This is a genomic window from Mycobacterium sp. NGS67 (assembly GCF_059812185.1).
In genome coordinates, this window is sequence record NZ_JCALCF010000015.1 from 46633 (window position 1) to 59714 (window position 13082).

The window sequence follows — 13082 nt, forward strand, 5'->3', positions numbered from 1 at the left end:
TCAGCGTTTCCGGGTGGCCAGGAAACTCATACCGCCGGCCAACAGGTTGATCACGGCCACGATGATGATCAGCGTCAGCGCGGCGCCCCAGACCCGCAGGAAGCCGGCGTGCTGGGGGTTGGTGAGCTCGGTGTAGATCAGCAGCGGCAGCGAGGCCATGTTGCCGGAGAAGATGTCGGTGTTGATCGAGCGGCTGTATCCGACCAGCACCAGCACCGGCGCGGTCTCTCCGGCCACCCGCGCGACCGCCAGCAGCACACCCGAGACGATGCCCGGTGCCGCGATGGGGGCCACGATCCGCACGATCGTCTTCCATTTCGGGACGCCCAGGGCGTAGCTGGCTTCGCGTAGTTCGTCGGGCACCAGTCGCAGCATCTCCTCGGTGGAGCGCACCACGACCGGCAACATCAGCAAGACCAGGGCCAGCGACACGGCGAACGCGCTCTGCTGGAAACCCAAGGTCGCGATCCACAGGCTGAAGATGAATAGCGAAGCCACGATGGAGGGCACCCCGGCGAGCACATCCACCATGAACGTGGTCACTCGGGCCAGGCGACCGGTGCCGTACTCGACCAGATAGACCGCGGTCATCAAACCAAGCGGCACCGCAATGACGGCCGCCACACCGGCCTGCACCAAAGTCCCGAACAAAGCGTGGTACACCCCGCCGGCGGACTCCTCCGGCAGCACGCCGCGCAGCGAGTGCGTCCACCAGTCCGTGTGGATGACGGCGTGGTAGCCGCGCAGGACAACCACGCCGAGCAGCCACACCAACGGCACCAGCGCGATCACGAACGAGGTGTAGAAGAAGACGGTCGCGATGTCGTTCTTGACGCGGCGCGCGGTGCTCAACGGGCGAAAGACGACCGTCTTCACCGGCTGTTCGAGCGCGTCGACAGTGGCTCGGGTCATCCGTTGACCTTTCCACCGGCGATCGCGCGGGCAGCCGCATTGACCAGAAATGTCAGGACGAACAACGCAAAGCCCGCTGAGATGTAGGCGCCCGTCGGTAGCGGTCGGCTGAATTCGGCTGCCGCCGAAGCAATCTTGGAGGCGAACGTGTAGCCGCCGTCGAACAGCGACCAATTTCCGGGGCGGGCGGCCGAACGCAGGATGATCAGCACCGCCACGGTTTCCCCGAGCGCACGACCCAATCCCAGCATCGACGCCGCCACCACCCCGCTGCGACCGAAGGGCAGCACGGTCATCCGCACCACCTCCCACTTCGTCGCACCGAGCGCCTGCGCCGCTTCGATCTGCATCGGCGGAGTCTGCCGGAAGACCTCGCGCGACACCGACGTCACGATCGGAAGGATCATCACCGCGAGCACGATGCTGGCGGTGAAGATGGTCCCGCCGCCAGCCAGGGACACATTGCCCTGTTTGAACAGGAATAGCCAGTCCATGTGACGGTTGAGGAATCTCGCGAGTGGCTCCAGCTGGGGCGCGAGCACGAAGATCCCCCACAGCCCGAAGATGATCGACGGCACCGCGGCCAGCAGGTCCACCATCGCGCTGAACGGACGGGACAACCGTTTGGGCGCGTACTGGGTGACGAATACCGCGATCCCGACGGCGATCGGCACCGCGAGCGTCAGCGCGGTGAGCGAACTCAGCACGGTGACCATGAGCAGGTCGCGGATGCCGAACGCAAGCTTGTCGTCGGAGGCGGTATCGAACTGGGCGCTGGTCAAGAAGTTGACGGTGTTGGCCCGCAACGACGGAATCGCCTTGATCAACAAGAACACTGCGATCAGCACGATCGCCACCACGATGGTGGACCCCGCGGCCGCGGCGGCCGACTTGAACAGGCGGTCGGCCCGCCGCGACGCGCGTACGTCCACCTCCGCTAGCGCTTGTCTTGCCAGCGGGGGTTTGGCCACGTCAACCTCAGATCAGGAGATCGCGTTGACCGCGGTCGACAACCTCGATTTGAACGAGTCCGGGATCGGGACATATCCGTTGTCCCCCAACCCGTTCTGGCCCCCACCGATGGTCGACTGCAGGAAAGCTTTGACCGCCGTGCCGGTTTGGGAGTCGGGATACTTCGAGCAGACGATCTCGTAGGTGGCCAGCACGATCGGGTAGGACCCGGGCTGAGTGGGCCGATAGAACGAAATCGTGTCCAGCTTCAAGTCGTTGCCCTGACCGGCGATGGTGGCTCCGGCAATCGTCTTGCCCACCGAGTCGGTGCCGATGGCGACCGGCTCCGGACCGGCCGAGGTGATGATCTTGGCGATGTTCAACTTCTGCCCCTGAGCGAACGACCACTCGTTGTAGGTGATCGAGCCTTCGGTTGTCTTGATGGCCGCGGCGGTGCCGTCGTTGCCCTTGGCGCCCTCGCCGACACCGCCCTTGAACACCTTGCCGGCGCCCTTGCCCCATGCCCCGTTGGACGCGGCGTCAAGGTAGCGCTGGAAGTTGTCGGTGGTGCCCGACTCGTCGTTTCGGAAGACGACGTGAATGTCGGTGCCGGGCAGGTTGGTGCCCGAATTGAGCGCGACGATCGCGGGGTCGTTCCAGGTCTTGATGGCCCCGCTGAAGATCTTGGCCAGGGTGGGCCCATCGAGGTTCAGCGAACTGACCCCAGCGATGTTGTACGTGACCGCGATAGGACCGAACACCACCGGCAGGTTCCAGGCGGGTGACCCGCAGCGCTGCTGCGCAGTCGCGGCTTCCTCGCTGGTCAGCGGCGAGTCCGAACCACCGAAATCGGTTTGGTTTCCGTTGAATTCGCTGATACCGGCACCGGAGCCGTTGGGCGTGTAGTTCAAGGTCTGTCCGGGACAGGCCGATTCGAATGCCTTGATAAAGCGGGTCATCGCGTTGTTCTGCGCGCTGGAACCGCTGGCCTTTAACGTCTTTTTCCCGCCGCAGCTCACGCTGCCCGACGACGGACTTCCTGACGAACCCTGTCCCCCGCCCGCGTTGTTGTTGTCGCTACCACACGCCGACAAAACGAGCGCACCTGAAGCCAGGACGCTCAGCGCGGCACCAAATCGGTTGAGTTTCAATCCAGTTCCTAACGGTAGTGATGAAACATACTAGATGCCGCCCACCCGTCGCGGCACGTGACAACCCCTTTCATTGCAGCCTTGCAGCTACATTAACAACCTGTAACGTGGCTTTAAAGGGTCGATGATCACTCGGCGACAACGCCGCGGTTCGCACGACGCTATCTTCATCAACGCGCGCAACGGGATTGACGCGCAAGCTAATGACGATCATGCCGCCGCGTCAAGGTCTGGAACACGGCGGTACTGGACGTGTGACAAACTAGAACCTGTTACAGAAATCCCCCGGCCGCTGGCGTTCCCGTCTCGGCTCGACCCGTGAAACGAGGCCGCAGTGATCCTGGACAGGTTCCGCCTGGACGACAAGGTCGCCGTCATCACCGGAGCCGGCCGCGGTCTCGGCGCAGCCATCGCGGTGGCATTCGCCGAAGCCGGTGCCGACGTCGTGATCGCGTCGCGGACACAGTCCCAGTTGGACGAGGTTGCCGGGCAGGTCGCGGCCGTCGGTCGACGAGCCCACGTGGTGGCCGCAGATCTGGCTCGTCCGGACGACACCGCGCAACTGGCCGCGCAGGCCGTCGACACCTTCGGCAAGCTCGACATCGTCGTCAACAACGTCGGCGGCAGCATGCCCAACACGCTGCTGACGACGTCGACCAAGGACCTCAGAGACGCCTTCACGTTCAACGTCGCCACTGCGCACGCGCTGACCGTCGCCGCGGTGCCGCTGATGCTGGAGCACTCCGGCGGCGGCAGCATCATCAACATCACCTCGGCCATCGGCCGACTGGCGGGACGGGGTTTCGCCGCCTACGGCACCGCCAAGGCCGCCCTGTCGCATTACACCCGGTTGACGGCGCTGGACCTGTGCCCACGGATCCGGGTCAATGCGATAGCCCCGGGCTCGATCCTGACCTCGGCACTCGACGTGGTGGCCGACAACGACGAACTGCGCGCGCCGATGGAACAGGCCACACCGTTGCGCCGTCTCGGCGACCCGCTGGACATCGCCGCCGCCGCGGTCTACCTGTCCTCGCCGGCCGGCGGTTTCCTCACCGGCAAGACCCTGGAGGTCGACGGCGGCCTGACGTTCCCCAACCTGGAGATCCCGGTCCCGGACCTGTAAGACCCTGCGGGCCGGTGGTCGCGCCCCGCAGATTTCGGCTAACCTCACTTTTTTATTCGGCGCGCGGGATCAAAGGGTGGTGAGTTGACGCAGGAAACCACCACGTCCGGCAAAGCGAACTGGTATCTGCTGGGGCCGGCGTTCGTCGCGGCGATCGCCTACGTCGACCCCGGAAACGTCGCCGCCAACGTCAGTTCGGGCACCCAGTTCGGCTACCTGTTGCTTTGGGTGATCGTCGCGGCGAATGTCATGGCGGGACTGGTGCAGTACCTGTCGGCGAAACTCGGGCTGGTCACCGGACGTTCGCTGCCCGAGGCGATCGGCCAGCGGATGGGCCGGCCGGCCCGGCTGGCGTACTGGGCTCAAGCCGAGATCGTGGCGATGTCGACCGACGTGGCCGAAGTGATCGGTGGGGCCATCGCGTTACGCATCCTGTTCGATCTGCCGCTGCCGATCGGGGGCATTATCACCGGGGCAGTCTCCCTGCTGTTGCTGATGATCAAGGATCGTCGCGGTCAGCGCCTGTTCGAGGTGGTCATCACCGGACTGTTGCTGGTGATTGCGCTCGGTTTCACCGCCAGTTTCTTCGTCTCGACGCCGCCGGCCGCCGAGGTGTTGTCGGGTCTGGTCCCCCGTTTCCACGGCACCGAAAGCGTGTTGCTGGCAGCGGCCATATTGGGTGCCACCGTGATGCCGCACGCGGTATACCTGCACTCCGGGCTGGCCCGTGACCGGCACGGGCATCCCGAACCCGGACTGCCCCGCCGGCGCCTGCTGCGCATCACCCGCTGGGACGTGGGCGTGGCGATGGTGATCGCCGGCGGCGTCAACGCCGCGATGTTGCTGGTCGCTGCGTTCAACATGCGCGGCCACGGGGATGTCGGGTCGATCGATGCCGCCTACGTCGCGGTTCGCGACACCTTGGGACCGTTGATCGCCGTGCTGTTCGCAATCGGACTGTTGGCCTCCGGGCTGGCGTCGTCGTCGGTGGGCGCCTACGCCGGGGCGATGATCATGCAGGGCCTGCTGAACTGGTCGGTCCCGATGGTGGTGCGCCGCCTGGTCACCGTGGCTCCCGCGATCGCGCTGCTGGCCTTCAACGTCGACCCGACTCGCACCTTGGTGTTGTCCCAGGTGGTGTTGTCGTTCGGCATCCCATTCGCGGTGCTGCCGCTGGTCCGGCTCACCGGCAACCGCGAGTTGATGGGCAACGACGCCAACCACCGGGTCACCACCGTCGTGGGCTGGGTGGTCGCGGTGATGATTAGTCTGCTCAATGTGGTGCTGATCTATCTGACGGTGACCGGCTGAATGCCGGCCCGCCGGCACCCCTACTTCGCCTACGGATCCAACTTGTGCGTACGGCAGATGGCGGCACGCTGCCCCGACGCAGGCGATGCGCGGCCCGCGGTACTCAGCGACCATGAGTGGCTGATCAACGAGCGCGGAGTGGCCACGGTCGAGCCGTTGGCGGGGAACGAGGTTCACGGCGTGCTCTGGTGGCTTTCCGACTACGACCTGGCGCGCCTGGACAGCGCCGAGGGCGTGCCGGTGCGCTACCGGCGCGACCGTCTGACGGTGCAGACGGACGACGGATCGTCGGCAGCGTGGGTGTACATCGACCCGCGGGTGACGACGGGACCACCGCGGCCGGGATACCTGCCGCGCATCATCGACGGCGCGCTGCACCACGGGCTGCCGCAACGGTGGATCGATTTCCTGCACCGCTGGGACCCTTTGCATTGGCCGCAGCCCTTCATCTCGAATGGTGCGGGGCCGCAATCGCTTTCAGCGCTGCTCGATGAGCCCGGCATGGTCGAGACGAACCGGTTGCGCTCACGCTTCGGGTTTCTCGCCATCCACGGCGGCGGTCTGGAACGGACGACCGACGTGATCGCCGAGCGGGCTGCCGAAGCCGCCGGCGCGTCGGTGTATGTGCTGGCTCATCCCGACCGATATCCGCACCATCTGCCGTCGGCGCGGTTCGATCCGGCCGAGTCCGCCTGCCTGGCCGAGTTTCTCGATCACGTCGACGTGGCCGTTTCACTGCATGGTTACGGCCGGATCGGGCGCGGCACCCAGTTGCTGGCCGGAGGGCGCAACCGCGCGCTGGCCGAGCATGTGGCGCGCCACGTCCGACTACCCGGATACGAGGTGGTCACCGATCTCGACGCCATCCCGTCCGAGCTGCGCGGCCTGCATCCCGACAACCCGGTCAACCGGGTGCGTGACGGCGGAACACAATTGGAGCTCTGCGTGCGGGTACGAGGCCTGAGCCCCCGCAGTGGGTTGCCCGGGCCGGACGGGTTGTCGCCGGTTACCACCGCCCTGGTGGCAGGGCTGGCGGACGCGGCACGATCCTGGCGGTTTTCTTCGGACTAGATGGAGGTTGTTGGTGGCCAAGGATTTTCGGTTCGGACTGAGCTTGCGCTTCTTCAAGTCTCGCGACGCGCTGGTGGACACCGCGAAGCGAGCCGAAGATTCGGGATTCGACATCCTCTGCGTACCCGACCATCTCGGTGCCGCCGCACCGTTTCCGACGCTGACGGCGGTCGCCATGGTGACCACGACGTTGCGGGTGAGCATGTATGTGCTCAATGCCGCGTTCTACAAGCCCGCCCTGCTCAGCCGAGACCTCGGCGGCCTCGACCTGATCAGCGACCGCCGTGTCGAGGTGGGACTCGGAACAGGTTACGTCCGAGAGGAATTCGAGGCCGCCGAGTTGCCCTACCCCAGCGCCGGCGCGCGGGTCGACTACCTCGAGCACATGACGAAGTATCTGAGCGAGCAGCACCCGCAGATGCCGATTTTGATTGCCGGCAACGGGGACCGGGTGCTGACCCTCGCAGCCCGGCACGCCCACATCGTCGGGCTGACCGGGGCCAGGGTGCGGGAGGCCGACGATCCGCTGGCCGAACGGGTGGAGTTCGTCCGCGCCGCGGCCGGCGACCGGTTCGACGCGCTGGAACTCAACCTGGCGATTACCGCGATGCCGCACGCCGGTGAGACCCTGCCGGATTTGGCGATGACCCGCCGATACACGCCCGGCCTCTCCGACGACGAGCTGCTGGCGCTGCACTCGGTGCTCAGCGGGTCACCGCGCGAGATCGCCGACACCCTGCGGGAGTATCGCGACAAGTACGGGGTGACCTCGATTACCGTGCAGGACAACCACATCGAGAACTTCGCGAAGGTCATCGCGGAGTTGCGGTAGTCAGCGTGCCCGGGGTGCGAAGTGGCCGTGGAAGCCCTGCGGGATGTGGTGGGTGAGTTGGGCGGTGGCAACGGGTCCGCGCGCCGGGTCTTCGGCGTCGAAGACGACCAACCGGGACAGGTGTTGTCCGGCTTGGTATTCGACGCTAAGCAACCAGCCGTCGTCCTCGTCTTTCGCGTCTGGGCGCGGAACGAATACCGGTTCACAGAAGCTGTTGCCGGCCCCCGCCGCGGTGTAGGTGGTCTCGGTGTTGTCGGCAAGGTCGAGTTTGGTGACCGAGTCGTACAGCGACGAGAGCTGGCGTCGGGTGTTGAGATAGACGTAGCGGTGGTGGCGTCCCTCGCGGTCGGGGTGGTGCCGGGGAAATTCGCATGCGCTGTCGCTCAACGACTCTCGGATGACCCGACCGGCGCTGGTGAGTCGGAAACGGGTGAATTCCGACGGCGACGCGTTCAGCGGAGTGGTTTGGAATCGCGCAATGCTCTTGAGTAACTGCGAGTTCTGATAGGTGATCGCGTCGACGACGACGTCGTCACCGTCGTCGTGCGCGTTGCTGAGATGGAATTGCAGGACGGCCGGGGAGTCGACCTGACGGATCTTTCCGCCGTCACGCGGCACCAGGATGAAGACGCTGCCCTTGTCCGGGCGGTACTCCAGCGCATCACCGATTGGCTTGCGGCCCAACGCGACCTGTACCAGATCGGCGACTATCGGCGACACCAGGAACACCAGATAGCGCTGGGTAATCGAAAAGTCGTGCACCATCGCCAGGTACGGCAACCGGGCGGAGCGGATACGGCGCAGCGTGCCTCGGCGATCGGCGCGGTAGATGCGCAGGTGTGGTCGCGGAAGGAATTCGACACCGAAGTTGAACATCTCGCCGGTGCTCGGACATGTGCTGGGATGCGCGGAGAACGTGGCCCCCGGGCGCAACTCGCCGCCGAATCGGCATAACCCGAACGTGTCCAGTGTGTCCGGATCGATTGCGTAGGGGGCGCCGCCCTCCCACAGCGCATACAGGTGGCCGGCATGCTCGACGATGTTGGTGTTGGCCAAGTTCGGCGGTGTCTTGGCGATGTTTTTCCGCCAGCCGCCCGGCGCCGCCGTGCCGAGGTGTGTCGTACCGCTTTTGCCCCGGTAATGCCGGGTGCGCACATACCGGTTTCGGTAGTGGACGTTGCCGTCGCGGATAGTGAAGGCGGACAGCATGCCGTCTCCGTCGAACAGGTGGTGCAACGGACGGCCGGTGTGGTCCTCCCAACGGCCCGGACCGTTGCGGTACAGCGTCCCAGACAGCTCCGACGGAATGCTGCCGTCGATTTGTGCTACCTGGTAGTCGTATTCGCCGTACTGCGGTTCGCTGACGCCGAGGCTGAGCAGATCCGCGCCCGACAGCGCCGCGAGCCGGTCGGTGGCTCGAGCACGTTCCTCGTGCGGCAGCGACGTCAGATAGCGGCGCAGGCCCGGCAAGTTCGTCAGGTCGGGTAGGGAAGCTGACTGAGTCGAACTTGCCGCCACGTGCGCTCCTTCAGCCGTAAACAACTGAGACTAATCGTGAAGGTAGTCTCAGTCCGAAGCTCAGTCAACATGCCGCGACGCGACGCTGCGGTACAAATACCGGTGATGCCCGCGACCCGATCCACTGAAGCGCTGCTGCAGGCGACGCTGCAGTTGATCACCGAGAGCGGAGTCGATGCCTTGACCCTGAGCCAGGTAGCCAGGCGCGCCGGTGTGTCGCGGGCGACGGCCTACCGGGAGTTCGGCGACAAAGACGGCTTGATCTCGGCGGTCGCGCAGCACGAGATTCAGCAGATGGTCCTCGACGTCATGTCCCGCGTCGACGCACACGCCGATCCGATGACTACGGTCGGCTCGACCGTCCTTTCGGCATTGCAGTACCTGCGCAACCACGCCGCCTTCACCTACGTGCGCGACCACGAGCCGCACTGGCTGCTACAGGCGGTGCTGCAGATCGGCGAGACCCGGATGAACGTCGTGCAGACGGTCGCCGCCATCGTCGCACCGGTGATCGCCGCCAATGAGTATCCGCGCCCGCTGTTGCCGCCCCTTCAGGCGGCCGAAATCATTGTCCGCACAGTGCTTTCGCACACGTTGATCGAACGCAGCACTCTCACCGACGAGCAGGTCGCCGACGCCGTGACCCGGGCGATCACCGTCGACTGATCCGGTTACGGTCTCTCGCGGTAGGCTGACCCCGGTCTTACTCCGCATTTTCGGTCGCCGCCCTCGTAGCTCAGGGGATAGAGCACGGCTCTCCTAAAGCCGGTGTCGCAGGTTCGAATCCTGCCGGGGGCACTCCTGGCCTGCCTGGGGACATCGTTGACTCGAGTGGTCGCCGCTCAGACGTTGCGGTTGCGTCTGTTCTGCCGCCGTTTCCAGCGGGTCTCCCTGAGGTAGACGACGGTGGCGACGGCGGCCACCAAGTAAGCGAGCTGGGCTCGGTGTATGTCGGCGTATAGGCCGTGGTGCCGTCGTTGACCACTGCTGGAGGCACGTTGGTCTCTTACGTCATTTACGATCGCTTTTCTCGGCCGCAACGAACTAATGTTTCGAGAATGTCCGCCGGCAATTGTTTTGACCGGAAATAAGGGCGCGTCAGGGAACGGCAGCTAGTCTGCCGTCGTTTGGGCAGGCCTGTCGACCCGAGCTTGGACCTTTCTGTGTTCCGAGCACCTCCAACAGTCGTAGCTCTGATCAGTTTCGGGGATGTCGTTGTCCGCGCCGCAGCGTGGACAGCTAAATCGGCGGCGCCCGTCCGCGATTTTTCGTTTAGCCGGCTGAGAGCTGCCGTGCTCCCTGCTTTCAAGCAGCAGTTCTTCGACCTCGCCGTCAGGAGCAACGAGGGCAAAACCGGGTCCCAGCGGACCGAGAAAGAAGAACGTGATGGTGGCGAACGCCCAGAAGCTGCGGGCCCGAGCCATCGCAATGAATCCGGCCACTATCGCAGAGAGCAGCCAGACGAAAATCAACGTTGTGAAGAATACGAGCGCGCTGAAACCCAAGTAGTCGTCATCCATGAGAGCGGACGCTACCAAGAATCACCGAACAATCCTCGATTGTCGGAGTGACAATCCGGCCGTTGTGAAAAGTAAATTGCAGCGTGTATACCGTCGGCCACATTGTGATGTCACTTTGTAATACAGAGCGAAGTATCAGCTGTCGCCGGTGATATAACTTCGATTGCCTTTTTGAGCTGCCAGTTCGAGTCATGGCGGAAAAGGTGCCGGTGCGGGCAATTCGGCGGGGAGGAGCGCCAGGGGTGGCGGTGCTGGGACGTTCGGTGACTTCAGTTGCATTGACGTTGGCGATCGCCGGCAATGTCGTCGGATTCGCGCCCGCTCAGGCACACGCCGAGGAGGTGGCGCCGACCGGGGCCGTGGTACTGACACTCGACCCCGCATTCTCGGCGCTGCCATCGAATTGGTTACGCGGTGAATTGTTCGCAGCCCCGAATGTCACAGTCAAAGTCCCGTATAACAACTTTCCCGCTGAGATCAACGTCCACCGAGGATCCGACGCCCTCGACCGTTTTCTGCATGCCTACCCGGGACGCAAGATCGTCCTGGGTCACAGCGAAGGCGCACAAGTGGAAGACGATTGGTTGCGACGGTACGGCCCGGGCAGCGACATCGATCCCACGACGGTGACCTTCGTGCTCACCGGCGATCTGGAAAGCAAGTACAACGGCTGTGCCAGCGTGCCCAATAGCGGTTGCCGGGCCGCCTACGGTGGCAAGGGATTTCCAGCCGACACCCGCTACACCGTCAAAGTTGTTGCCCGCCAATACGATTTCTGGTCCGATTGCCCGAACGACCTTTCGAACTTCACCGCGTTGTGGAACAGGATCGCCTCGTTCTTCGTCGCGGGCAGAGGACAGTACAAAGGACCGCACGGCGATTACAGCAGTCTGAGCCTGTCCGATCCAGGCAACAAGACGTATGTGGAGGGAAACGCCACCTACATCCTGGGTGCGCCTGCCACGTACTACCTGCCGATGATCACCCTGAAACTCCTCACGCCGGATGACCAGAAGCGGTTGCAGGACATAGCAACTCGGCCAGTGGTCGAAGCCGCCTACCATCGTCCGATGGAAGCACCGGCCCCGCCCAACTGAGCTGCGACCACACCCTGCGTAATCAGCGCACGATGCTTGCGACCGTAGCCCAGGGGGTGGCGGGGCCGCCTCCGAAAGTGCCGCTAGCGTGCGCTGCCGGCTTGTTGCGGACGAACCGCACGACGCCGTCGTGCGCTCTGCCGACCACTGGCACCTTGGACGCGGTGTCCTCGCCCAGAGTTGCGCTGCTGCGTACTACGGCTTCGGACGGGTTCATCCGGCGCCGCGGCCACGGGAGCACGCAACGGAGCGATGGCACCGACCAACGCTTGCACCGGCGCGGAGTCGACGCTGACTTGTTGGGGACGCACGTCGATGCCCGCCTTGCGCATCATCAGTTGATGGTCTCTGCGCTGTTCGGGAAGCACCACGGTCACGACGTCCCCGGCGTTACCGGCCCGCGCCGTACGACCGGAGCGGTGCAGATACGCCTTGTGGTCAGCGGGTGGGTCCACATGCACGACCAGTTCGACCCCGTCGACGTGAACGCCCCGCGCCGCAATGTCGGTGGCCACCAATACCCGTGCCTCGCCGGTGCTGAAGGCAGCCAGGTTGCGATCACGCGCCGGCTGAGAAAGGTTGCCGTGCAGGTCAACTGACGGAACACCCGCTTGCGTGAGCTGCTTGGCCAGTCTGCGCGCGTGGTGCTTGGTGCGCATGAACAGCACTCGGCGGCCGCTGCCCGAGGCCAGCCGGTGCACCAGTTCCTTCTTGGCGTCGACCCCGTCGACGTGGAACACGTGGTGGGTCATGGCCGGCACCGGCGAGTCGGCGGTATCGACGCAGTGCGTCACCGGGTTTCGCAGGAAGCGTCGCACCAGTTTGTCGACACCGTTGTCCAGGGTTGCGGAGAACAACATCCGTTGCCCATCCGTCGGGGTCGCGGCCAGGATGCGGGTCACGGACGGCAGGAATCCGAGATCGGCCATGTGGTCGGCCTCATCGAGCACCGTGATCCGGACCCCGTCGAGGCTGATCAGCCGCTGCTTCATCAGATCTTCCAGGCGGCCCGGGCACGCAACGACGATGTCGATGCCGGTCTTGAGCGCGGCGACCTGCCGGTTCTGCGGCACGCCACCGAAGATCGTGGTGACCTTCAGCCGGTGTGCAGCGGCCAAAGGTTGTAAGACAGCGGCGATCTGGGAAGCCAGTTCGCGAGTGGGGGCCAGTATCAAGCCTTTCGGACCGCCCGACGACCGTTGTCCGGCCAGCCGTTCGACGAGCGGGATGCAGAACGCCAGTGTCTTTCCGCTGCCGGTCTTTCCGCGTCCGAGTGCGTCGCGGCCGGCCAGCGTGTCAGGGAGGGTTGCGACCTGGATCGGGAACGGGGACGTGATACCGCGGGCGGCCAGCTCCCGGATCGTGGATTGACCCACGCGCAGATCGGCAAAGGATGCAGTTGTATTCATGGAGAGGAACTTTCAAAGTCGTGTGTGGCGAGATTGCCGGTGGCAAAATCGATCGCCGCATGAGAGTCGTTGCGGTGCACCGACATTACGTTCAAAGCTTCGAGGACTGGAGGATCGGAATGATCCGATCTTGCCTGCGAAAGAACGGTCAACTGCGCGTAGGCGATTGGCGCGCGTGACGCTT

General features: G+C 64.6%; 12 protein-coding genes and 1 tRNA gene. 7 read left to right on the forward strand and 6 right to left on the reverse strand.

Annotated elements, in window-relative coordinates; translation table 11 throughout:
- The 3 genes from pstA to pstS are packed head-to-tail and all read right to left on the reverse strand — an operon-like array spanning position 1 to position 3014.
- Positions 1 to 912 carry a phosphate ABC transporter permease PstA gene (gene pstA, locus AC5Y4D_RS15770; RefSeq protein ID WP_499945444.1) on the reverse strand — a complete coding sequence of 304 codons (912 nt, stop codon included), beginning with the start codon at positions 910 to 912 and terminating at the stop codon, positions 1 to 3.
- A complete protein-coding gene (gene pstC, locus AC5Y4D_RS15775; RefSeq protein ID WP_500037580.1) occupies positions 909 to 1883 on the reverse strand; it encodes a phosphate ABC transporter permease subunit PstC in 975 nt (324 codons plus the stop codon). Before pstC ends, pstA begins: the two co-directional genes overlap by 4 nt.
- Before the next feature lie 12 nt (positions 1884 to 1895).
- The gene (pstS, locus tag AC5Y4D_RS15780) at positions 1896 to 3014 is read right to left on the reverse strand and encodes a phosphate ABC transporter substrate-binding protein PstS (protein WP_500037581.1); all 1119 of its coding nucleotides are present in this window, start codon (positions 3012 to 3014) and stop codon (positions 1896 to 1898) included.
- Between the two features lie 334 nt (positions 3015 to 3348).
- On the opposite strand from pstS, the gene AC5Y4D_RS15785 reads away from it, so the two are divergent.
- Genes AC5Y4D_RS15785 through AC5Y4D_RS15800 form a run of 4 tightly spaced genes read left to right on the forward strand, consistent with a single transcriptional unit; the run spans position 3349 to position 7354 of the window.
- Positions 3349 to 4140: an SDR family oxidoreductase gene (locus AC5Y4D_RS15785; RefSeq protein WP_499945447.1), complete on the forward strand. Its 792-nt coding sequence runs from the start codon at positions 3349 to 3351 to the stop codon at positions 4138 to 4140.
- Between the two features lie 54 nt (positions 4141 to 4194).
- Positions 4195 to 5451 carry an Nramp family divalent metal transporter gene (locus AC5Y4D_RS15790; RefSeq protein ID WP_499945565.1) on the forward strand — a complete coding sequence of 419 codons (1257 nt, stop codon included), beginning with the start codon at positions 4195 to 4197 and terminating at the stop codon, positions 5449 to 5451.
- Positions 5452 to 6522, forward strand: a complete 1071-nt coding sequence (locus AC5Y4D_RS15795) for a poly-gamma-glutamate hydrolase family protein (protein WP_499945448.1) — start codon at positions 5452 to 5454, stop codon at positions 6520 to 6522.
- Positions 6523 to 6529: 7 nt separating this feature from the next.
- Complete coding sequence (locus AC5Y4D_RS15800; RefSeq protein WP_499945449.1) at positions 6530 to 7354, forward strand: LLM class F420-dependent oxidoreductase; 825 nt, start codon at positions 6530 to 6532, stop codon at positions 7352 to 7354.
- Here AC5Y4D_RS15800 and AC5Y4D_RS15805 read toward each other — a convergent pair whose 3' ends face one another.
- Entirely contained in the window at positions 7355 to 8872 is a 1518-nt protein-coding gene (locus AC5Y4D_RS15805; RefSeq protein WP_499945451.1) for a carotenoid oxygenase family protein, read from the reverse strand.
- Positions 8873 to 8977: 105 nt separating this feature from the next.
- Here AC5Y4D_RS15805 and AC5Y4D_RS15810 point away from each other — a divergent pair, with 105 nt between their 5' ends.
- On the forward strand, positions 8978 to 9538 hold the full coding sequence (locus AC5Y4D_RS15810) for a TetR/AcrR family transcriptional regulator (protein ID WP_499945453.1): 561 nt from the start codon (positions 8978 to 8980) through the stop codon (positions 9536 to 9538).
- A 59-nt stretch (positions 9539 to 9597) separates the two neighbouring features.
- Positions 9598 to 9670 (forward strand) — tRNA-Arg (locus tag AC5Y4D_RS15815).
- Positions 9671 to 9984: 314 nt separating this feature from the next.
- Here the strand turns inward: AC5Y4D_RS15815 and AC5Y4D_RS15820 are convergent.
- Positions 9985 to 10392, reverse strand: coding sequence for a hypothetical protein (locus tag AC5Y4D_RS15820; protein ID WP_499945455.1), 408 nt, complete (start codon positions 10390 to 10392; stop codon positions 9985 to 9987).
- 263 nt (positions 10393 to 10655) lie between these two features.
- Between AC5Y4D_RS15820 and AC5Y4D_RS15825 the strand changes: the two genes are divergently transcribed.
- Positions 10656 to 11489 carry a PE-PPE domain-containing protein gene (locus AC5Y4D_RS15825; RefSeq protein WP_499945457.1) on the forward strand — a complete coding sequence of 278 codons (834 nt, stop codon included), beginning with the start codon at positions 10656 to 10658 and terminating at the stop codon, positions 11487 to 11489.
- Between the two features lie 83 nt (positions 11490 to 11572).
- On the opposite strand, the gene AC5Y4D_RS15830 is transcribed toward AC5Y4D_RS15825, so the two are convergent.
- Positions 11573 to 12898 (reverse strand): DEAD/DEAH box helicase, encoded by a 1326-nt coding sequence (locus tag AC5Y4D_RS15830; protein WP_499945459.1) that lies wholly within the window; start codon positions 12896 to 12898, stop codon positions 11573 to 11575.
- Positions 12899 to 13082 lie beyond the last annotated feature (184 nt).

What these genes read in the sequence shown, in the direction of transcription:
- AC5Y4D_RS15820 (WP_499945455.1), bottom strand. Translation starts at nt 10,392, where the DNA reads ATGGATGACGACTACTTGGGTTTCAGCGCGCTCGTATTCTTCACAACG.
- pstA (WP_499945444.1), bottom strand. Translation starts at nt 912, where the DNA reads ATGACCCGAGCCACTGTCGACGCGCTCGAACAGCCGGTGAAGACGGTC.
- AC5Y4D_RS15810 (WP_499945453.1), top strand. Translation starts at nt 8,978, where the DNA reads ATGCCCGCGACCCGATCCACTGAAGCGCTGCTGCAGGCGACGCTGCAG.
- AC5Y4D_RS15830 (WP_499945459.1), bottom strand. Translation starts at nt 12,898, where the DNA reads ATGAATACAACTGCATCCTTTGCCGATCTGCGCGTGGGTCAATCCACG.
- AC5Y4D_RS15795 (WP_499945448.1), top strand. Translation starts at nt 5,452, where the DNA reads ATGCCGGCCCGCCGGCACCCCTACTTCGCCTACGGATCCAACTTGTGC.